Source organism: Dermacoccus sp. BD5, from assembly GCF_044878485.1.
Taxonomy (GTDB): domain Bacteria; phylum Actinomycetota; class Actinomycetes; order Actinomycetales; family Dermatophilaceae; genus Dermacoccus; species Dermacoccus nishinomiyaensis.
In genome coordinates this window covers 155034-175867 of sequence record NZ_JANJER010000001.1, presented here as the reverse complement: position 1 = coordinate 175867, position 20834 = coordinate 155034, and the positions used below count along the sequence as shown (strand labels likewise).

Below are 20834 nucleotides of genomic sequence, written 5' to 3'. Positions count from 1 at the left end.
TCGTCGCGCGAACGATGGAAGCCGCGGGCAGGGCCGCCTACTGTGTCGCAGGTCAAGAGTTTCAGCGACACAAGCCCCGGCTTGCTGAGCGGCAACCCTCCCTCGCGGCGGGGTGCCCCGGGTGACGACAGGGCCGCCCGTGGGCGGCAAGCGCGAGAGGTGGGTTGCGACCCACCTCGGAATCGAGGACGTCATGGTTTCGCACCGTCGCCTCGCCGTGGCCGACCCCGCGGCGCCCCTCACCGACGACGGGTTCAACCCGCACGCACGTGCCGTCCACATCGGCACCCTGACGCTGGAGAACGGCGCCGCCCTGCCCGACGTCATCATGACGTACGAGTGCTGGGGCGAGCTGAACGACGACGCGAGCAACGCCGTCCTCGTCGAGCACGCCCTGACCGGAGACTCGCACGTCGTCGGGCCGGTCGGCCCCGGGCAGCCGACGGCGGGGTGGTGGCCTGGTCTCATCGGCCCCGGCGCGCCCCTCGACACCGACGAGCTGTTCGTCGTGGCGATCAACGTCCTCGGCGGCTGTCGCGGCAGCACGGGTCCCATGTCGCTCGCACCAGACGGCCGGGTGTGGGGCGGGCGCTTCCCACACGTCAGCGTCAGGGATCAGGCGCGCGCCGAGGCGCGGGTCGCCGACGCTCTCGGCATCGCGCGCTTCCATACCGTCATCGGCGGCTCCTTCGGCGGGATGCGCGCCGCGGAGTGGGTGGCGACCTTCCCGCATCGGGTGCAGCGCGCCCTCGTCGTCGCGAGCTGCGCGGCGGCGGGCGCCGACCAGATCGCGTGGGGGCACACGCAGGTGCGGGCAATCGAAGCTGACCCGGATTTCCGGGGTGGCGGCTACCTCGAGCAGGGCGTCTTCCCGACGTCGGGGCTCGGGCTCGCCCGCCAGATCGCGCACACCTCCTACCGCAGCGCGAACGAGTTGCAGGAGCGGTTCGGGCGCGAGTCGCAGGGAGCGGACCGCACGCTCGACGGCGGCCTGTTCGCCGTCGAGAGCTATCTCGAGCACCACGCCGCGAAACTCGTCGCGCGGTTCGACGCCATGAGTTATGTGCGGCTCACGCAGGCGATGGCGACGCACGACGTCGGCCGCGGCCGCGGCGGCATCGAGCCTGCGCTTCGGGTGTTCGGGGGTGAGCTCGTCGTCGCCGCGGTCGACTCCGATCGGCTGTTCCCGGTCAGCGCCTCCGCCGACATCGTCCGGGCTCACGGGCGCGGACGGCTGCGTCTCATCCACTCGCCGCACGGTCACGACGGTTTCCTCATCGAGGCCGACCAGATCGCGGCGCTCGTGCGCGAGGTCATCGCCCGGCCGCTCACGGCCGAGGCGGGCCGCGTCCGTCCCGTGGCGTGACGGCGGGCGCTCGCGGCACCTCGGGTAGCGTGTGAGCCGATCGCCACAGTCGCAGAACAGGGGTTGCGCATGTCCGTCGTCGTCAGTTTCGCTCCGGGCCCGGAGGGTGAGGCCGCGGTGGCCGAGGCCGTGCGTCAGTCGAGTGTGCTGGGGCGCCCGCTCGTACTCGTCTCGACCGTCCCGAGCGACGACGCGCGCGCTGCCGCGCAGGAGAGTGCGGACGCGGTCGGCGGCCGCGTCGTGCAGGTGGAGGAGGGCCAGGACGCGGTCGAGGTGATCCTCGACGAGGTGGCCGAACTCGACCCGGCGCTGCTCGTCATCGGGCTGCGTCGCCGCACGCCCGTCGGCAAGCTGATCCTCGGTTCGAGCGCTCAGCGGCTGCTGCTCGACGCGCCGTGCCCCGTCCTCGCGGTCAAGCCCACAGCGCACTGATCTCGCGCTGCTCCCAACCCCGGCCTCACGCGCTTGCGTCAGGTCGGGAACACCCGCGCATGCAGGGGCGTTGAACCCCGTGATTCTGCGGTTCTCGACCCAGAGTTCTATAATGGTGGAAGAAGCGACGCGGGGGATCGAATCAGGCACCACGGTGTCATGCGAGCTCAGGTGAGCCTCGAGCAACTGGCTCTCGTCGGATCCCGACCCCGTGGTTCGTCTCTTCCCTCGTACGAAGCGCTCGGCGCGCGATTGCGCCTGCCCGATGCGTTGTGCACTCTCGGAAGGTAGTTGGTGACCTCAGTGTCCGAAACGGCTCAGACCTCCGCGCTTCCCGCGGACATCGACCATCCCGCGGTCATTGCTCTGTTCGAGCAGGGGCGCGCGAGCGGCACGGTCGACAGCGTGGTGCTGAAGACCGCCCTCGAAGAAGCGAAGATCTCCATGGCCAAGCAGAAGGCGGTGCTGAAGGCGCTGGGGGCCGAGGGCATCGAGATCGTGCTCGACGAGGCTCACGCGGCCCAGGCCGTCGCCACGACGACCGGGCGCAAGAGCGCGGCGAAGAAGTCGACTGCCAAGAAGACGGCGACGAAGACCGCTGCCGCGAAGAAGACCACCGCGGCCAAGACGACGACCGCGAAGAAGGCTGCCGTCAAGAAGACGGCGGCGCAGAAGGCCGCCGAGGCTGAGACTGACGTCGAGCTCGACGAGAACGTCACCGCCGACGAGGCGCGTGAGGCCCCCGCGAAGAAGGCAGCCGCCAAGAAGACCACAGCCAAGAAGGCGACGGCGAAGAAGGCCACCGCGGCCAAGTCGACGACCGCGAAGAAGACCACCGCCAAGAAGGCATCCGCTGGCGAGCCGGACGAGGTCGTCGCCGAGGACGTCGAGATCGACGACGTCGTCGTGACGGACGTCGAGGCAGGCGCCGAGGAGGTCGACGAGGCGAAGAAGCCCGCCGGCGAGGCCGAAGACGAGAAGGGCGGCTTCGTCCTGCGTCCGGGTGACGAGGATGACGCGCCGGCCCAGCAGGTCGTGACGGCGGGTGCGACGGCCGACCCGGTCAAGGACTACCTCAAGCAGATCGGCAAGGTCGCCCTGCTCAACGCCGAGCAGGAGGTCGAGCTCGCGAAGCGCATCGAGGCCGGCCTGTTCGCCGAGCAGAAGCTCGAGTCGGGCGCCAAGATGGACATGAAGCTCAAGCGCGAGCTGTGGTGGATCGCCTCGGACGGCAAGAACGCGAAGAACCACCTCCTCGAGGCCAACCTGCGTCTCGTCGTGTCGCTGGCCAAGCGTTACACGGGTCGCGGCATGCTCTTCCTCGACCTCATCCAGGAGGGCAACCTCGGCCTCATCCGCGCGGTCGAGAAGTTCGACTACACCAAGGGCTACAAGTTCTCGACGTACGCGACGTGGTGGATCCGTCAGGCCATCACGCGTGCCATGGCCGACCAGGCGCGCACCATCCGTATCCCGGTGCACATGGTCGAGGTCATCAACAAGCTGGCTCGCGTGCAGCGTCAGATGCTTCAGGACCTGGGCCGCGAGCCCACGCCGGAGGAGCTGGCCAAGGAGCTCGACATGACCCCCGAGAAGGTCATCGAGGTCCAGAAGTACGGCCGCGAGCCCATCTCGCTGCACACGCCCCTCGGTGAGGACGGCGACAGCGAGTTCGGTGACCTCATCGAGGATTCCGAGGCCGTCGTCCCGGCGGACGCCGTCAGCTTCACGCTGCTGCAGGAGCAGCTGCACTCGGTGCTCGACACGCTGTCCGAGCGCGAGGCGGGCGTCGTTTCGATGCGCTTCGGCCTCACCGACGGCCAGCCGAAAACGCTCGACGAGATCGGCAAGGTCTACGGCGTGACGCGTGAGCGCATCCGCCAGATCGAGAGCAAGACGATGAGCAAGCTGCGGCACCCGTCGCGCTCGCAGGTGCTGCGCGACTACCTCGACTGAGAATCCTCGACTGAGAGTCGTGGACGAGGCGCGAGGCGTTCGTAGCCTCGCGCACGACGCCACCGGCCCGTATCCACTCGAGTGGATACGGGCCGGTTCGTCATGTATGCCCTGTTTAGAGGGCCTCGTTCGAGAAGTCTGGGCGTAGGGAAACCGCAGATATCCGCGACCTTGACGGGTCGAGTGCCCGACCATCCGGCACACCGGACGAGCCAGAACGCCTGACGCTCCGCGGAACCCACGCTCGAAGGGCCCCGCGGCGACGTCAGCTCCGTGCCCCGAACGCCGAGCGGGGCAGCAGCCACGCCCGCAGGCGAGCGCCGACGAAGGCGTCGGAGCGGGCTGCGCGCGTCACGCGTTCGGTCGTGGCGGCCATGCCCCGCGCAGGCGTCGGGGCGTAGCGCGAGTTCTCGATCGAGCGTGCCGCGCGTTCGACGGCTTCGACGAGGTGCGTCGACGCGCGCGGGTTGTCGTCGGCGAACCGGCCGGCCGCTTCCTGTGGGGATCGCTCGGTCGTGATGACGTACCCGAGGTCGCGCAGGTTCCACACCATGCGGTGCCACAGCGCCTCGTCACGCTCGCGGGGCTCACGTGCCTGACGCACCGGGCGGTTGCGTCGCCACCAACCGAGCAGCGGCAATGCGCCGAGCAGGGCGATGACGGCCAGTGCACCGAGTAGCGTCAGCAGGACGCGACCAAGAACGCCGTCGTCGTGGGGCGTCACCGGCGCGCCGTGCGAGGTCGACCTCGACGTCTGCGTCGTCGACGGGGCAACCGAACGAGTGGACGGCACGGGCGCGCTCGAGCTCGTCGTCGGGGCGCTCGACGACGACTTCGTCGCCGACGGGCTCGTCCGTGCGTAGGCCGGGGCCGCGCCCGAGCGCGAACCGGGCGTCGGCTCGAACCGCGTCCACCCCATGCCGGGGAAGTACAGCTCCGGCCAGGCGTGCGCGTCCGCGGCGCGGACCTCGTACTCGTTGCCCCGCTTCGTGCCGGGAAGGAATCCGATCGCGACGCGCGCCGGGATGCCGAGCGAGCGCGCGCTCATCACCATCGCGGTGGCGTACTGGGTGCAGTAACCCTGCTTCGTCTCGAGGAAGTTGGACAGGGGGTCGAGCTTCGCGCCGTCGACGGTGCGGGTCGGGGCGAGCGTCAGCGAGTACGTGTAGGACGGGTCGGTGCGCAAGTGGTTCTGGATGGCGACGGCCTTGTCGAAACGCGAGGTCGCATCTCCGGCGCCGGAGGCGGTGAGCAGCGCGTCGATCCGCGTGCGGGCCGCCTGCGGCAGCGAGGCGACGGCGAGGTCGTCCTTCGTCACCCCACCGGTTCCGGCGCTGACGGCCGAGTCGTCGACGGGGCGCGCTGCCGCCGTGAACGTCCGGAAGATGACGGCGTACGCGGGCACCTGAGCGGCGAGGTGCGGCACGCCGGTCGTCGTTCCGACGTCGAAGGTGTCGTGGCCCTGTCCGAAGGCGGCGGCGCGCAGCGTCGTCGGCGCGGCGATGAACGGCGGCTTCATCCCGTTGAGCGTGACGGTGGCCTGCGAGCTCGTCGTCGGCACGGCCGGGTCGTAGCCGAGCGCTGGGAACTCGCTGTTGGCCCTCACCTTCGTCGTCGGCTCGTTCGTGCGCGCGCGCCACTGGCCGTCCGCGTACGTCGAGCTCGTCGTCACCCGGAGCGGGCCGGGCTGTGAGTCCTCGGTGGTGTAGGTGAGGACGGGCGCCGCGTTGCGCGAGGACAGATCCTTGCTCAGGTCGAGCGATGTCGAGAAGTCCACGCTCGTGTCGACGCCCCGGGCCCCACCCTCGGCGAGAGCCGGAGTCGCGCGGGTCGGCACGTGCCCCGACAGGGCGGCGGCGCCGGCCACGGCCAGCACCGTCACGGCGGCGAAGACGGGCGCACCCGTCAACGTGCGGGAACGACTCGTGCTCAGCCACATCAGGAGCGCCCACGCGGCTGCGGCAGCAGCGAAGTAGGGCAGCGGCAACGTCTGACCGAGGGCGGTCGTCGCGAGCACGAACGGCGCCGCGACGGGCAGGACGGTGGCGGCCGGCAGCTTCGACGTGCCCCCGACGTAGTCGACGACGAGGGCGACGAGCGCGGCGCCGAGCGTCAGCGCGGCGATGATGCCGGCGACGGCCGGCAGGGGAGCGACGGAGGAGTTGGCGACCTTCTGCGCCTCGTGGCCGGCGGCCCGCAGCGCGGACGGGGTCGGGGAGACCCCGTGCGCGGCGAGCGCCGCGAGTGGCGAGACCACGACGGCCGCCGCCTGCGCGAGCACGATGAGCCAGGAGCGTGCACCCACGCGTCGCAGCCCGGCGCCGATCGCCCACATGACGAGCGCGGCCACGACGATCGGCACGCCGACGCTGTCGGCCTTCGACAGCTCGACGAGGGGCCAGCAGGCGCTCAGGCACAGCAGCCCCAGGGCGACCTCGGCGAGGATGCGGCGGGTGGTCATCGAGCTCCTTCGGCGGGGGCGGTGGTGACGGGGCGCGCCTCGGGCACCGTGTGTGTGTTCCACCCGTCGGCGTCGAGGCGGGCGCGCATCGGCGTCACGGCATCGGGTGATCCGGCGACGAACGCCTCACCCCCGGACGGCGCCGGCCCCAGTGAGCCCGCGGTGTCGGCGTGGACGAAGACGACGTGTGCGGACGCGGCGTCGTCGACGAGGGGGCAATCACCCGCGACGGCGAGGGCATCCATCGCGTCGTGGAGATCGCGGTAGGTCTCGGCGCCGACCCGCAGTGCGAAGGGCTGGTGCGCGCGGGCGCGTGCACTGAGCCACGAGGCGCAGGCTTCGACGAGGCCTTCCCATCCGGCGTCGACACCCGGGGTCTCGACATGCCCGACGAGCCGGGCACGCGCGGTCTCGTCGGTCGGTGGGTCGAGCTGGCGGACGATGAGTTCACCGCGGCGAGCGGTGGCGGGCCAGTGCACGAGGCGCATGTCGTCACCGCGCACGTACTGGCGCACGCTCGCCCCGACCTCGCCGCCGAAGGCGAGGTGCGATTCGATGCTCGAGTCGCCGACGAGGCTGCGCTCGCGCTGCGGCGTGAGCGCGACGTCTTGGCGGGGCCACACGCGGATCTCACGGCGCGCGGCGACGTCCCGCGTCAGGTGCGCGAGGCCGAACGGGTCACGCACGACCAGGCGCGTCGGACCGGTGACGAAGCGGCCGCGGTGAGGTGCGCTCACCGCGTATTCGCCGTCGAAGTGGCGCCCCTCGACCGGCCACGACGGCGTCGGGCCGCCGAACGTGTGCGGTTCCTGGAGGGTGGCACCCGAGAAGCGCGCCGACGGCGACAGCTCGGCGTGGACGGCGACACGCTCGCGGTCACCGGGTTCGAGCGGCAACCGCGGGCCGACGTGACGCACCTGCGCCGACGCGCGTGTCGCGACGAGCAGCGTCAGCACGCTGAGGACGAGGAGCAGCAACGCGAAGATTCCGGCTCGCACGAGGTCGGTGAAACCCGAGAACGCGCCGATGAGCACGAGGGAGACGCCCGCTCCCGCGAGCAGCAGGCCACGACGGGTGAGGCGCGGCAGCGCGCTCATCGCGACGCCGACGGCACAGCCACGGTCTCGACGAGGTGGCGCACGACGTCACCGGGCGTCTCGTCGCGCTGGGCGCGGTTCATGAGGACACGGTGCGACAGGACGGCGGGCGCCATGGCGGCGACGTCCTCCGGCAGCGCGTGGTCGCGCCCCGCGATGGCGGCGTGGGCGCGCGCCGCGCGCAGCAGCTGCAGCGAGGAGCGCGGGCTCGCGCCGAGACGCAGGCTGGGGTGGCTGCGCGTCGCGGCGACGAGGTCGACGACGTACTGACGCAGCGCGTCACTCGTGTGCAGCGACGCGATGGCATCGATCGCGTGCTCGACGTCGTCGGCGCTGGCGACGGGACGCAGCGTGTCGAGCGGGTCCTTCTCACCGTGGTGCAGCAGCATGTCGAGCTCGGCGCGCGCAGAGGGGTAACCCATGCTGATCTGCGCCATGAAACGGTCGCGCTGCGCCTCGGGCAGGGGGAAGGTGCCGTCCATCTCGACGGGGTTCTGTGTCGCGACGACCATGAAAGGGCGCGGCAGCGGCATGGTGCGCCCGTCCATGCTCACCTGGTGCTCCTCCATCGCTTCGAGCAGCGCCGACTGCGTCTTCGGCGAGGCGCGGTTGATCTCGTCACCGATGACGATGTTCGCGAACACCGCGCCCGGACGGAACGTGAAGTCACCCTTGCCCTGGTCGTAGACGTTGACACCGGTGATGTCGCTCGGGAGCAGGTCGGGCGTGAATTGGATGCGTCGCATCGTCGCGTCGACCGATCGGGCCAGGGCCTTGGCGAGCACAGTCTTGCCGACGCCCGGCACGTCCTCGACGAGCAGGTGACCGCCCGCGAACAGCACGGTGACGGCCGTGAGCACGACGTCGTCCTTGCCCTCGACGACGAGGGCGACGTTGCGGCGCACGGCGTCGGCGAGGCCGAGGACGTCGGTGGTCGCGGGGCGGGGCTCGGGGCTGCGGCGTTCCATGACTCACGATCTTGCCAAACTTCCCTCCCCGGCCACAGTTCGCCCCGCGGGGTCCGATGCGTCGTCACCCGCCTGGCCGACGAGCGCACCGCCCTCCACCGCCCTCCACGCACGCCCTCCACTGCGCTCCACCGGGTTCCTCCACATCGCTCCACATGCGCTCTCGACGAGGTGCCGTGGCCGTGAAGCCGTCGACCGAGCCGGACCCCGCGCCCCCACGGTCGGGGAGCGGCGGCTTTTTCCCTCCACCGCGCCCCACCCGCCGTCAGCCGTGCAATGACGCGGAAATCGCTCTGCCCAGATCACGAGATCAGGCCTGATGGGGCGACATGGTGGGGTGAAGTGGAGTAGAGTGGGGGTCATCGGAGCGAGATCGGTGACGGGAGGTGCCCAGCCGTGTTTCTGGGTACCCACACGCCGCGTCTCGACGACAAGGGCCGCATGATCCTTCCCGCAAAGTTCCGCGAGAAGTTCGCTGCGGGCCTCGTCATGACGCGTGGGCAGGAACGCTGCCTGTACGTCTTTCCGATGAACGAGTTCGAGCGCATCGCTGCCGCGATGAACACGACACCCGTCACCTCGCGTGCGGTGCGTGATTATCAGCGCGTCCTGCTCTCGGGGGCCTCCGACGAGATCCCCGACAAGCAGGGCCGTGTGACGATCCCGCCGCTGCTGCGCGAGTACGCGGGTCTTTCGAAGGAATGCACGGTGATCGGTGCGGGCAACCGCGTCGAGATCTGGGACACGCAGGCGTGGAACGACTACCTCGCCGGCGCGGAACAGCCGTTCTCCGAGCAGGCCGAAGAAGTCGTTCCCGGTTTGCTGTAGCCCTGCTGTCGCGAGGTCTCCGGCCGCTGAGAATCCGACACACCTTCCCCGGTGCCGGAAGCCCAGCGGCGGGGGCCCTGGCGACAGCAGCGCCGCCGGCCGAATGCCGCCCACCCCGATTCGAGCGACGGAGCACCGATGGAGATGTCACGTGGCCTCGCAGCCGATCGTCACGTGCCCGTCATGCTCACCGAGATCCTCGACGCTCTCGCCCCCTCGCTCGCGCGCTCCGGCGCTCTCTATGTCGACGCCACCCTCGGCATGGGTGGCCACACCGAGGCCGTGCTCGAGCGCTTCGGCGAGGCCCGCGCCATCGGGATCGACCGTGACACCGAGGCCCTGCGTCTGGCCGGTGAACGCCTCGCCCGCTTCGGTGACCGCTTCGAAGGCGTGCACGCCGTCAACACCGAGGTCGCCGACGTCCTGCCCCGCCCCGCGGACGCGATGCTGTTCGACCTCGGCGTGTCCAGCCTGCAGCTGGATGAGCTCGACCGCGGCTTCAGTTACCGCGCCGACGCGCCACTCGACATGCGGATGGACCAGACGAGCGACGGGCCCACGGCCGCCGACGTCCTCAACACCGCCAGCCAGGACGAGTTGGAGCGCATCCTCAAGACGTACGGCGAGGAGCGCTTCGCCCGCAAGATCGCGCACGCCGTCGTCAAGGAGCGCGAGAAGCAGCCGTGGACGACGTCGGGTCGGCTCGTCGAGATGTTGCGCTCGGTCATCCCGCTCGCTTCGCAGCGTCAGAGCGGCCACCCGGCCAAGCGCACCTTTCAGGCCCTGCGCATCGAGGTCAACGACGAACTGCGCGGTTGGGAGCAGGCTGTGACGTCGGCGCTCGACTCGCTAGCCGTCGGCGGACGCCTCGCCGTGCTGTCGTTCCACTCGCTGGAGGACCGCATCACGAAGCGCGCCTTCGCAACCGCGTCCGCCTCGACCGCGCCGCCCGGTCTACCGGTGGAACTACCCGAGCACCGTCCCGAGTTCGCGCTCGTCACCCGGGGCGCCGCCGTCCCGAGCGAGGACGAACTCGAGCGCAACCCCCGCAGTGCCTCCGTCAGATTACGAGTCATCGAACGCACCCGAGCGAAAGGAAGCCAGTCATGACCCAGCTGGCCGCCCCCACCCGCGCCCCTCGTCGAGTGACGACGAGTCGCCCCCGCGCCACCTCGGCCCGTTCCGGTGCGCGTCCGGCTCGGCCGGCGACTCAGGTCGCCACCGCCGAGCGCGCCGGGCACACTCGCTTCATGGCGCTCGCCGTCCTCGTCGCGGTGGCCTCGGCGCTGGCGCTGTTGTTCCTCAACACGATGCGCGCCGAGCAGTCGTTCACCCTCTCGACGCTGCGCAGTGACGTCTCGACGCTCAACGAGCGAGAGCAGGCGCTCGACAGCGAGATCTCGGCCGTGTCCGCACCCGAGGAGCTCACGCTGAAGGCCGAGAGCTACGGCATGGGCAAGCCGGCGTCGATCACCTATGTGAGTCGAGACACGGGCAAGAAGCTCGGCGTGGCACACCCGAGCCAGGCGGGCACGGCGCTTAGTGTGAACACGCTCCCGAGCACCCCCGCCAGCAAGGCGGCCGGCGAGGTGATCGCCAGCGGCACCGTCGGTCTGCACATCACCGACCCGGTGGCGCAGGCGCAGGCTCGAGCCAAGGAGAAGGCAGCGGCCGAGGCGGCCAAGAAGTCCGAGGCGGCGAAGAAGTCCGAGGCGGCCAAGAAGACGAGCAAGTAAGACGTAGAGCGAGCACGACGTGGACGAGCGGGACGAGGAGAGCTGACGTGGATCGACCCCGGCGCTCTCAGCCCGGCCAGCCTCGCCGCCCCCGTCCCGACGGCTCCCAGCGTCCTGAATCTCGCGGTCGGGTTCCGGCGCAGAACCGGCGACATGGACGACCCCAGGGTCAGGATCGGCCTCGCGAACGGCCGGCTGCGGGTGGTGGTGCGCGACGCGTTCGTCAGAACAGCGACGGCCAGGGCCGCCCGGTGCGCTGGAACGAACCCGCCCGGGCACGTCTCGCGGCCGTCGGGCACCCGCGCCGACGTTCGCGACTCATGCTCATGGCATTCACGCTCGTGTTCGCTATCTTCGCCTACGAACTGTTCAGCGTGCAGTGGTGGAACGCGGACGAGTTGTCCCAGCAGGCGCTGACGCAGCGCCTCACGCGCACCAACGTGCCCGCCGCGCGCGGCACCATCACCGATGAGAACGGTGCGGTCCTCGCCCGCAGCGTCGAACGCCGCGACATCGCGGGAGACCCTGTTGCGGCCTCGCAGTACCGCAAGAACTCGAAGAAGTCGCCCAAGGGCATTGACGGCGTGAGCGCACAACTCGCCCAGGTGCTCGGCGGCGACGCGAGCGACTACGCGAGCAAGCTCGACGAGGCGGGCAAGCGAAAGAGCCGCTTCGTGTACCTCGCGAAGGACATCACGCCGGCGCAGTGGAGCCAGCTCAAGGCGCTGGAGCTGCCCGGCATCTCCTCGGAACTGCGTCAGAAGCGTGAATACCCGCAGCACACCTCCGTCGCCCCGCTCGTCGGCTGGGTGAACTCGGCCGGTGTGCCCGGCGGCGGGGTGGAGCAGATGCTCGACGCGCAGCTGCGCGGCAAGGACGGCATCCACCAGATCGAGCGCGCCCGCAACGGCGAGCCGATCGCGACGGGGGACAACCTCGACCAGCAGCCCGTCAGCGGCCGGGCCGTGCAGCTCACCGTCGACAACGACATCCAGTGGTACGCGCAGAACGAACTCGTCGCGGCCGTCAAGAAGACGAAGTCGCAGTCGGGCGAGATCGTCGTCGCCGACAAGGCGGGGCACCTTCTCGCGACCGCGAGCTACCCGAGCTTCGACAACAACGACATGAGTTCGGCCGCGTCCGACGCCTTGCAGAACCGTGCGTTCACCGACACCTTCGAACCCGGTTCGACACAGAAGATGGTGACGGCGGGCGCGCTCCTCGAGGAGGGCCTCGCGACGCCCACGACGCACGTCGAGGTGCCCGCCAAGTTGGAGCGCGCCGGGCGCCCGTTCCAGGATTCGCACCCCCACGGCGTCGAGTACCTGACCCTCGCCGGTGTCATCGCACAATCGTCGAACATGGGCACGATCCTCGCGGGCGAGAAGATGCCCAAGGAGACGTTGTACTCGTACATGATGAAGTTCGGGCTCGGCAAGACGACCGGAATCGGCTTTCCCGGCGAGTCCGCGGGCATCGTCCCGCCCGTCAAGAACTGGGTGGGGGACACGTGGTACACCGTGATGTTCGGTCAGGGCCTCGCGAGTTCTGCGGTGCAGCAGACGGCGCTGTTCCAGACCATCGCCAACGGTGGGGTGCGCTCGCCGCTCAGCCTCGTGTCGAAGGTGCAGGACGCCGACGGGACGATGAAGGCGCCGCAGGACGATCGCACGCCGACGCGCGTGTTCAGTGAGAAGACCTCGCGCGAGCTCATCGGCATGATGCAGGGCGTCGTGTCGAAGGAGGGCTCGGCGCCGCTCGCGGCCGTCGACGGGTACGACGTCGCCGGCAAGACCTCGACGGCCCAGCGCTACGACGCGCAGAAGAAGACGTACGACGGCGTGACGGCGGGTTTCATCGGCATGGCGCCCGCGAAGGATCCGCAGCTCATCGTGTCGGTGACGCTGCAGAAGCCGCAGTCCGGCACCTTCGGTGGCGACCTCGCCGCGCCCGTGTTCTCCAAGGTCATGGGGTACGCCCTGCAGAACCGTAAGATTCCCCCGAACAAGAGCGACAAGTTGCCCTATCCGATCGAATACCGTTCGAAGGAGTCGTCGTCCCAGTGATCGAACTATCACTCGAGGAGATCGCGACCGTCACCGGGGGACGCCTCGTCGGCCCCGACGCTCGCATCACCGGTCCCGTCGTCACCGACTCGCGCGAGTGCGCCGCCGGCTCGCTCTACGTCGCGCGCGTCGGTGAGCACGCGGACGGGCACGACTTCGTCCCGGCCGCGCTGGCGGTCGGCGCTGCCGGAGTTCTCGGCGAGCGAGCGGTCGACGGTGCTTCGTGCGTCGTCGTCGACGACGTCGAACTCGCCTTCGCCGAGGTGGCGCGCGCCGTCGTCGACCGTGCACCCAACCTGCAGATCGTGGGCATCACCGGCTCGTCGGGCAAGACGTCGACGAAGGATCTGCTCGGTGCGGTGCTCGCGCGGTTCGCGCCGACGATCGCCCCCTACGGCTCGCTCAACAGCGAGGTCGGGGTCCCGCTGACGGTCTGCCGCATCGACGAGGCGACGCGCTACCTCGTCGCCGAGATGGGCGCCTCGGGGGTGGGGCACATCGCGTACCTGACGAAGATCGCGCCGCCGAGCATCGGCATCGTGCTCAACGTCGGACAGGCGCACATGGGCGAGTTCGGCTCCGTCGAGGCAATCGCCCGGACGAAGGGTGAGCTCGTGGAGGCGCTGCCGCAGGACGGCGTCGCGATCCTCAACGTCGACGACTCGCGGGTGCGCGCGATGGCGAGCCGCACGCAGGCGAAGGTCATCCTCGTGGGTCTCGGCGAGGACGCCGACTACCGTGCCACCGACGTGAGCATCGACGAGGCCGGCCGCCCGAGCTATCACCTCACCTGCCCCCTCGGGGAGGCAGACGTGCGTCTCGCCCTCGTCGGCGAGCACCAGGTCGGCAACTCGCTCAGCGTCATCGCCGCCGCGACCAGCCTCGGACTCGCGCTCGGCGACGTCGTCGAGGCCGTCGCCGGAGCCGGGGCCGCGTCGCGCTGGCGCATGGAGGTCAGCGAGGTCGGCGGCGGCGTGACGCTCGTCAACGACGCGTACAACGCCAACCCCGACTCGATGCGTGCCGCGCTGCGAGCCCTCGCCCACATGGGTACCTCACGCCGCAGCATCGCCGCGCTCGGTGAGATGCGCGAACTGGGCGAGGCCTCGCATGACGAGCACACCGCCGTCGGGCAGCTCGCCGCCGAACTCGGCATCGACCGCCTCGTCGTCGTCGGCGCGGGCGCGCAGGCCATCGCGCAGGGGGCGCGCACGGCGGGCATGACGGCGGACGCCATCACCACCGTCGACGACATCGACGCGGCACACGACGTGCTCGTCGAGCAGATCGCACCGGGGGATGTCGTGCTGTTCAAGTCGAGTCGTGACTCGGGTCTTCGCATGCTGGGGGATAGGTTGGTCGAAGAATCCGGTACACCCGCATTTCCTGTCACGGAGGTGACCTCATGAAGGGCGTGCTCATCGCGGCCATCGTGTCGCTGATCGCCGCTCTGTTCGGCACCCCCATGTTCATCAAGTTCCTGGTGCGCAAGGGATACGGGCAGTTCATCCGCGACGACGGCCCCACGACGCACCACACCAAGCGCGGCACGCCGACGATGGGTGGCGCCGTCATCATCGCGGCGAGCCTGCTCGCGTACGGCTGCGCCCACCTGTTCACGATGACGCCGATGAGCGCGAGCGGTCTGCTCGTCATGTTCCTCATGGCGGGGCTGGGGCTCGTCGGGTTCGCCGACGACGCCATCAAGATCACGAAGCAGCGATCGCTCGGGCTGACGTCACTGCAGAAGCTCGGGGGGCAGACGCTCGTCGCCGTCATCTTCGCCGTGCTCGCACTGCAGTTCGAGAACTCCAACGGCCTCACACCCGCGAGCTACGCCATCTCGTTCGTGCGCGACTCGAGCCTGTCGCTCGCGGTCGGCGGCACCGTCGTCAGCCTGCTGCTGTTCGTCATCTGGGCGAACCTGCTCATCGCGGGTACCTCGAACGGCGTCAACCTCACCGACGGTCTCGACGGGCTCGCCACCGGCGCGTGCGTCATGGTGTTCGGCGCGTACGTGCTCATCTCGATCTGGCAGTTCAACCAGAACTGCCAGTACTCGGAGATGATGACGCACGCCGCCAAGTGCTATGACGTGCGCGACCCTCACGACCTCGCCGTCGTCGCCGCGGCGCTCATGGGTGCCTGTTTCGGCTTCCTGTGGTGGAACGCGACGCCGGCCAAGATCTTCATGGGTGACACCGGTTCGCTCGCTCTCGGCGGCGCGCTCGCGGGCCTCGCCATCACGACGCGCACCGAGTTCCTCGTCGTCATCCTCGCCGGGCTGTTCGTCATCGAGACGCTCTCGGTCATCCTCCAGGTCGGCTCGTTCAAGGCCCGACGCAAGCGCATCTTCCGGATGGCGCCGCTGCACCACCACTTCGAGATGGTGGGTTGGAACGAGATCACCGTCGTCATCAGGTTCTGGATCATCGCGGGGCTGTGCGTCGCGTTCGGTCTGGGCATCTTCTACGCGGAATGGAACGTCAGCCAGTGAGCCAGCACGACCTGTGGGCCCTCGACCCCTCGTACGAACCGTTCGCGGGGGAGCGTGACCTCACGCACCGCGACGCCGACTGGTCCGGGTTGTCGGTGCTCGTCATCGGGCTCGGCGTGTCCGGGTTCGCGGCCGCCGACGCGCTCCTCGAGCGCGGCGCCCGCGTGCGCGTCGTCTCGCGCGACCACAGCGACGTCATGGCCGAGCGCGCGCAGATCCTCGACGTCCTCGGCGCCGACGTCGCGTTCGGCGCCGAGCACATGGACGCGGCGCCGGAGGGTACGCATCTCATCGTCACCTCGCCGGGCGTGGCGCCGAGCGCGCCGATCATGCAGGACGCCATGTCGCGCGGCATCCCCGTCTGGGGTGAGGTCGAGCTCGCGTGGCGCATGCGCCCGCGCGAGGGCGGTGCGCCGTGGCTGACGATCACCGGGACCAACGGCAAGACGACGGCCGTCACGATGCTCGAGTCGATGCTCAAGGCGCAGGGGCTGCGCGCGGTGGCCGCCGGCAATGTCGGCATGCCGCTGCTCGAGGCAGTACTGCACCCGCAGCCGTACGACGTCATCGCGGTCGAGCTGTCGTCGTTCCAGCTGCACTGGTCGCGCACGGTGTCGCCGTACGCGTCCTGCTGCCTCAACGTCGCCCCTGACCACGTCGACTGGCATGGCTCCTACGAGGAGTACAAGCGTCAGAAGGGGCGGGTGTACGAGCGCACCCAGGTCGCGTGCGTCTACAACGTGGACGATCCCGCGACTGAGGCGATGGTCGAGGACGCCGAGGTCGTCGACGGCTGTCGCGCGATCGGGTTCACGCTCGGCACGCCGGGGCCGTCGATGGTCGGCATCGTCGACGACGTCCTCGCCGACCGTGCCTTCATCGCCGAACGACGCACCAGCGCAGCCGAACTCGCCATCCTGAGTGACCTCGGCCCGAACGCTTCCGCACCGCACTACGTCGCCGACGCGCTCGCCGCGGCCGCGCTCGCTCGCAGCTACGGCGTGACGCTCGCCGCCGTCCGTCAGGGCCTGGTCGACTACACGCCCCAGCCGCACCGGATGGCGAGCGTCGCCGAGGTCGGCGGCGTGCGCTGGGTCGACGACTCGAAGGCGACGAACCCGCCCGCGGCCCAGGCGTCGCTGCAGGCGTTCGACCCCGTCGTCTGGATCGCCGGCGGATTGCTCAAGGGCGCCGAGGTCGATGATCTCGTGCGCGCGAACGCCTCGCGGCTGCGCGCCGCGGTGCTGCTCGGTCGTGACCGGGGCATCATCGCCGACGCTCTCGCAGCCCACGCGCCGCAGGTGCCCGTCGCCGTCATCGAGACGAGCGATGCCGACGAGGCGATGCGTGAGGCCGTCGCAGCGGCGAATGCAGCCGCCCAGCGCGGCGACACCGTGCTGCTCGCACCGGCAGCGGCGAGTCTCGACATGTACGCCTCCTACGGCGCGCGCGGTGACGCGTTCGCCGACGCGGTCGCGGCACTCAGCGGATCCGGGGCATGACGGCGACGCGCCTGTCATGGCGGGATTCGCCTGCGGTGCAGGGGGCCTCGCGTCAGCTCAGAGGGCGCCTGAAGTGGCTCGAGTCGCCGCTGGCCACGTATTACCTGATCCTCGGCTCGGCGGGCATGCTCGTCGGACTCGGACTCGTCATGGTGTTGTCTGCCTCGAGCGTGACGTCGTACATGGATACGCAGTCGCCGTATTCGGACTTCACGAAGCAGGCGGTATTCGCCGTGGTCGGTGTCATCGTGGCTACCGTGACGAGTCGTCTGCCGATCCGGGTGTTCAAGGTGATGGCCTTTCCTCTCATGCTCGCCGCACTCTTCCTGCAGGTGCTCGTCATGGTGCCCGGGATCGGTGTGGAGGTACTCGGCAACCGCAACTGGATCCGAGTGGGCGGGCTGCAGATCCAGCCGTCCGAGATCGGCAAGGTGGCGCTGATCCTCATGGTGGCGCTCGTCCTGTCCAACCGACAGGCCTACCTGCACGACCCCCGTCGCTCGATCCTGCCCACCGTGCCCTATGTCGTCCTGCTCATCGGGCTGATCATGCTCGGCAAGGATCTCGGGACGACGATGGTCGTCGCGGTCATCTACCTCGGCATGTTGTGGTGTGCCGGCGCGCGCAAGGCGTTGTTCGGTTGGCTGGCGGCCCTCGCCCTCGTCACGTTGCCCATCGCGGTCTGGACGAGTGGTAACCGGACCTCGCGCATCCAGGCCTGGCTCGGTGGGTGCGACAACGTCGACCTCGACGGGTGCTACCAGAAGGTGCACGGCATGTACGCTCTCGCCGGGGGCGGAGTGTGGGGCCTCGGGCCGGGCGCCTCGCGTGAGAAGTGGCAGTGGTTGCCGGAGGCTCACAACGACTTCATCTTCGCCATCATCGGCGAAGAGCTCGGTCTGCCGGGTGCCCTCACGGTGCTCGCGTTGTACGTCGTGCTCGCCTACGCGTGCTACCGGCTCATCGCGCAGACGCGTGACATGTTCGTCCGCGTCGCGAGTGCCGGCATCATGGTGTGGATCTGTTTCCAGGCAATGGTCAACATCGGCTCGGTCCTGGGCATCTTCCCGATCGTCGGTGTGCCGCTCCCGCTGGTCTCCTATGGCGGGTCGGCGCTCGTCATGACACTGTTCGGCATCGGCATCCTGTTGGCCTTCGCCAGGCAGGAACCAGGTGCCGCCGAAGCTCTCACCCTCAAACCGCGCCGCGTGGCGCGCACACTCGCCGTGCTCCCTCGACGGAAAGGCTGACTGACATGACGCTCGAACGCGTTCTGCTCGCCGGAGGAGGAACGGCCGGTCACGTCCTGCCGTTGCTCGCGACAGTGCAGGAGATCACCGACCGCCACACCGAAGCCGTCATCACGGTCGTCGGTTCCCCTGGCGGCATCGAGGAGCGACTGGTGCCCGAGCGCGGTTTCACGCTGTCTTACGTGCCGAAGGTCGCCTTCCCGCGTCGGCCGAACGCCGACGCGCTGAGGTTTCCCGCCGCGTTCCGGGGGGCGCTGCGCCAGGCGGAGGCGCTCGTTGCCGAACGCCGCCCGCAGGTCGTCGTCGGCTTCGGCGGGTATGTCTCGACGCCCATCTACCTCGCCGCGCGCAAGGCCGGGATCCCCATCGTCATCCACGAGCAGAACGCCCGGCCCGGGCTGGCGAACAAGCTCGGCGTGCGATGGGCCGCGCACACGGCGACGACGTTCCCCGGCACCCCGCTGGCGGGCGCCGAGGTCGTCGGGATGCCGCTGCGACGCGAGATCCGAGAGCTTCGCCCGGCGATGCTGCGCGCGGAGGCGATGACGTACTTCGGGCTCGAACCCGGACGCCCGACGCTCGTCATCACCGGTGGCTCGCTCGGTGCAGCGAGTCTCAACGAGGCCTTCGCCGCGGCCGCGCCGGCGCTGCGTGAGGCCGGGGTGCAGGTCCTGCACATCACCGGGCGGGGCAAGGGGTTCGAGGCCCCGGCCACCGCCTCGGGGCCGCGCTACGTCGTCGAGGAGTACTGCGACCGTATGGACCTCGCCTACGCGGTGGCCGACCTCGTCGTCACGCGAAGCGGCGCCGGCATGGTGAGCGAACTATCCACGCTCGCGATCCCCGCGATCTACGTGCCGCTGCCCATCGGCAACGGCGAGCAGCGACTCAACGCGACGGACGTCGTCGAGGCCGGGGGAGCATTGCTCGTCGACAACGGCGACGTCGACGCGGCCTGGGTGGAGCGCGTCGTCATCCCGCTCGTGACGGACGCCGACGAGCTGGCCCGCATGCGTGCGGCAGCCGGCAGCCGCGGGCACGCGGATGGCGCCGCACGCCTCGTCGACCTCGTCGAGGACGCTGCAGCGACCGGGGGCCGGGCATGAGCAACGGTGTGAACGAGCGGTTCGACTTCGCCGCGCCGCTGCCCGCTCTCGCGGATGTGCCACACGTGCACATGATCGCGGTCGGCGGCTCAGGCATGTCCGGCGTCGCGCGGTTGTTCCTCGCCGCGGGCGTCACCCTGAGCGGCTCCGACAACGTCGACCTGCCGGTACTCGACGACCTTCGTGCCCAGGGAGCACGCATCGAGCTCGGGTACGACGCCGCGAACGTTGCCGACGTGCCGGACGGCGCCGTCGTCGTCATCTCCAGCGCCATCGACGAGGCCAACCCCGAACTCGTCGAGGTCAGACGGCGCGGTCTGCCGGTGCTGCACCGCAGCCAGGGCCTCGCGATGCTCATGCGCGCGGGTCGCGGGCTCGCCGTCGCGGGCGCCAACGGCAAGACGACGACGAGCGGAATGGCGACGGCCGCCCTCGTCGCGACGGGGGAGAAGCCGTCGTTCGCGATCGGCGCCAACGTCGCGGGGCTCGGTGTCAACGCGGCACCGGGCGAGGGCGACATCTTCGTCGTCGAGGCAGACGAGAGCGACGGCTCGTTCGTCGTCTACCACCCGCAGGTCGCGATCGTCACGAACATCAAGGACGATCACCTCGACTTCTACGGCACGTCGGCCAACCTTGCTCGTGCCTACGAGACCTTCGCGGCGACGATCGCGCCGCAGGGTCTGCTCGTCGCCTGCGCTGACGACGAGGGCTCGCTGGCCCTGGGCCAGCGCCGTCGCGCCGCGGGCGCGCGCGTCCTGACGTACGGGCGCAACATCGACGCAGACGTGCGTATCGTCGCGGAGAGCGGGGAGGGTTTCGACTGGCGCATGAGCCTCCGCGACGGGGACGCCGTCCACGACGTCGCGCTGCATGTGCCGGGTGCTCACAACCTGCTCAACGCGGCGGGCGTCTACACCGCCCTCGTCCACGGTTTCGGTCTCGCGCCGGCCGATGTCGCGCGCGGGCTCGGGGCCTTCCGCGGCACCTCGCGTCGGTTCGAGCCGCGTGGTGAGGCGGGCGGCGTCCGCGTCGTCGACGACTACGCCCACAACCCCGGCAAGCTCGACGCCCTCGTGCGCACGGCGTCCGGGCTCAAGGACGACGGCGAACTCATCGTCATCTTCCAGCCCCACCTGTACTCGCGTACGCAGCACGCGGCGACCGGTCTCGCCGCGGCGCTCGATGGCGCCGACCACGCCTTCGTCCTCGACGTGTACGGCGCGCGCGAGCAGCCCGTCGCCGGGGTGAGCGGCGCGCTGATCACCGATCGCATGACGTCCGGACGCGGCGAGTTCACCCCCACGGCCGACGACGCGCTCGCTCGCGTGCTCGACGTGGCTCGCCCGGGCGACCTCGTCGTGACCGTCGGCGCGGGCGATGTCACGCACCTCGGCCCGCGCATCCTCACTGGTCTCAAGACGCGTGAAGGTGAAGTCGAAGGTTAATCTTTTCAGCGGCCAAGACCCCCGGGATTCTGCGGAATGCCGGGGGTCTTCCGTTGCCTCAGGGGTCCCGGGTCGCCGCGGGGGTGCGGTGGCGCTCGGGTCGGCGGGCCACGTGCCTGAC

The 20834-nt window shown here is 70.0% G+C and carries 16 protein-coding genes and 1 riboswitch; of the genes, 13 read left to right on the top strand and 3 right to left on the bottom strand.

Annotated elements, in window-relative coordinates; translation table 11 throughout:
- Nucleotides 1-50: 50 nt before the first annotated feature.
- Nucleotides 51-159, top strand: a riboswitch (SAM riboswitch).
- Nucleotides 160-193: 34 nt separating this feature from the next.
- From NQ706_RS00755 to NQ706_RS00745, 3 genes are all read left to right on the top strand, one after another.
- Nucleotides 194-1366, top strand: coding sequence for a homoserine O-acetyltransferase (locus tag NQ706_RS00755; RefSeq protein ID WP_081873629.1), 1173 nt, complete (start codon nt 194-196; stop codon nt 1364-1366).
- 69 nt (nt 1367-1435) lie between these two features.
- Nucleotides 1436-1798, top strand: coding sequence for a universal stress protein (locus NQ706_RS00750; RefSeq protein WP_006946612.1), 363 nt, complete (start codon nt 1436-1438; stop codon nt 1796-1798).
- A 303-nt stretch (nt 1799-2101) separates the two neighbouring features.
- On the top strand, nt 2102-3754 hold the full coding sequence (locus tag NQ706_RS00745; protein ID WP_038567725.1) for an RNA polymerase sigma factor: 1653 nt from the start codon (nt 2102-2104) through the stop codon (nt 3752-3754).
- A 265-nt stretch (nt 3755-4019) separates the two neighbouring features.
- Here the strand turns inward: NQ706_RS00745 and NQ706_RS00740 are convergent, their stop codons facing one another.
- Genes NQ706_RS00740 through NQ706_RS00730 form a run of 3 tightly spaced genes read right to left on the bottom strand, consistent with a single transcriptional unit; the run spans nt 4020 to nt 8280 of the window.
- A complete protein-coding gene (locus tag NQ706_RS00740) occupies nt 4020-6215 on the bottom strand; it encodes a transglutaminase domain-containing protein (RefSeq protein WP_038567726.1) in 2196 nt (731 codons plus the stop codon).
- Nucleotides 6212-7312, bottom strand: a complete 1101-nt coding sequence (locus tag NQ706_RS00735) for a DUF58 domain-containing protein (protein WP_038567728.1) — start codon at nt 7310-7312, stop codon at nt 6212-6214. The genes NQ706_RS00740 and NQ706_RS00735 overlap by 4 nt, the downstream gene beginning before the upstream one ends.
- Complete coding sequence (locus NQ706_RS00730; RefSeq protein WP_038567730.1) at nt 7309-8280, bottom strand: MoxR family ATPase; 972 nt, start codon at nt 8278-8280, stop codon at nt 7309-7311. Before NQ706_RS00730 ends, NQ706_RS00735 begins: the two co-directional genes overlap by 4 nt.
- Before the next feature lie 396 nt (nt 8281-8676).
- On the opposite strand from NQ706_RS00730, the gene mraZ reads away from it, so the two are divergent.
- The 10 genes from mraZ to murC all read left to right on the top strand — a co-directional run bounded on the left by mraZ (nt 8677) and on the right by murC (nt 20713).
- Entirely contained in the window at nt 8677-9108 is a 432-nt protein-coding gene (mraZ, locus tag NQ706_RS00725) for a division/cell wall cluster transcriptional repressor MraZ (RefSeq protein WP_006946550.1), read from the top strand.
- 138 nt (nt 9109-9246) lie between these two features.
- A complete protein-coding gene (gene rsmH / locus NQ706_RS00720) occupies nt 9247-10218 on the top strand; it encodes a 16S rRNA (cytosine(1402)-N(4))-methyltransferase RsmH (RefSeq protein WP_038567732.1) in 972 nt (323 codons plus the stop codon).
- A gap of 140 nt (nt 10219-10358) precedes the next feature.
- A complete protein-coding gene (locus NQ706_RS00715) occupies nt 10359-10844 on the top strand; it encodes a hypothetical protein (protein ID WP_404360184.1) in 486 nt (161 codons plus the stop codon).
- Between the two features lie 326 nt (nt 10845-11170).
- On the top strand, nt 11171-12910 hold the full coding sequence (locus NQ706_RS00710) for a penicillin-binding protein 2 (RefSeq protein ID WP_235182021.1): 1740 nt from the start codon (nt 11171-11173) through the stop codon (nt 12908-12910).
- A complete protein-coding gene (gene murF, locus NQ706_RS00705; RefSeq protein ID WP_038567733.1) occupies nt 12907-14319 on the top strand; it encodes a UDP-N-acetylmuramoyl-tripeptide--D-alanyl-D-alanine ligase in 1413 nt (470 codons plus the stop codon). The genes NQ706_RS00710 and murF overlap by 4 nt, the downstream gene beginning before the upstream one ends.
- The gene (gene mraY / locus NQ706_RS00700) at nt 14316-15407 is read left to right on the top strand and encodes a phospho-N-acetylmuramoyl-pentapeptide-transferase (RefSeq protein WP_006946613.1); all 1092 of its coding nucleotides are present in this window, start codon (nt 14316-14318) and stop codon (nt 15405-15407) included. Before murF ends, mraY begins: the two co-directional genes overlap by 4 nt.
- On the top strand, nt 15404-16909 hold the full coding sequence (gene murD / locus NQ706_RS00695) for a UDP-N-acetylmuramoyl-L-alanine--D-glutamate ligase (protein ID WP_038567735.1): 1506 nt from the start codon (nt 15404-15406) through the stop codon (nt 16907-16909). The genes mraY and murD overlap by 4 nt, the downstream gene beginning before the upstream one ends.
- Nucleotides 16906-18159 carry a putative lipid II flippase FtsW gene (gene ftsW / locus NQ706_RS00690; RefSeq protein ID WP_038567737.1) on the top strand — a complete coding sequence of 418 codons (1254 nt, stop codon included), beginning with the start codon at nt 16906-16908 and terminating at the stop codon, nt 18157-18159. Before murD ends, ftsW begins: the two co-directional genes overlap by 4 nt.
- Nucleotides 18160-18164: 5 nt before the next feature.
- Nucleotides 18165-19265 carry an undecaprenyldiphospho-muramoylpentapeptide beta-N-acetylglucosaminyltransferase gene (gene murG / locus NQ706_RS00685; RefSeq protein WP_038567739.1) on the top strand — a complete coding sequence of 367 codons (1101 nt, stop codon included), beginning with the start codon at nt 18165-18167 and terminating at the stop codon, nt 19263-19265.
- Entirely contained in the window at nt 19262-20713 is a 1452-nt protein-coding gene (murC, locus tag NQ706_RS00680) for a UDP-N-acetylmuramate--L-alanine ligase (RefSeq protein ID WP_038567741.1), read from the top strand. The genes murG and murC overlap by 4 nt, the downstream gene beginning before the upstream one ends.
- The last annotated feature ends 121 nt before the right edge of the window (nt 20714-20834 follow it).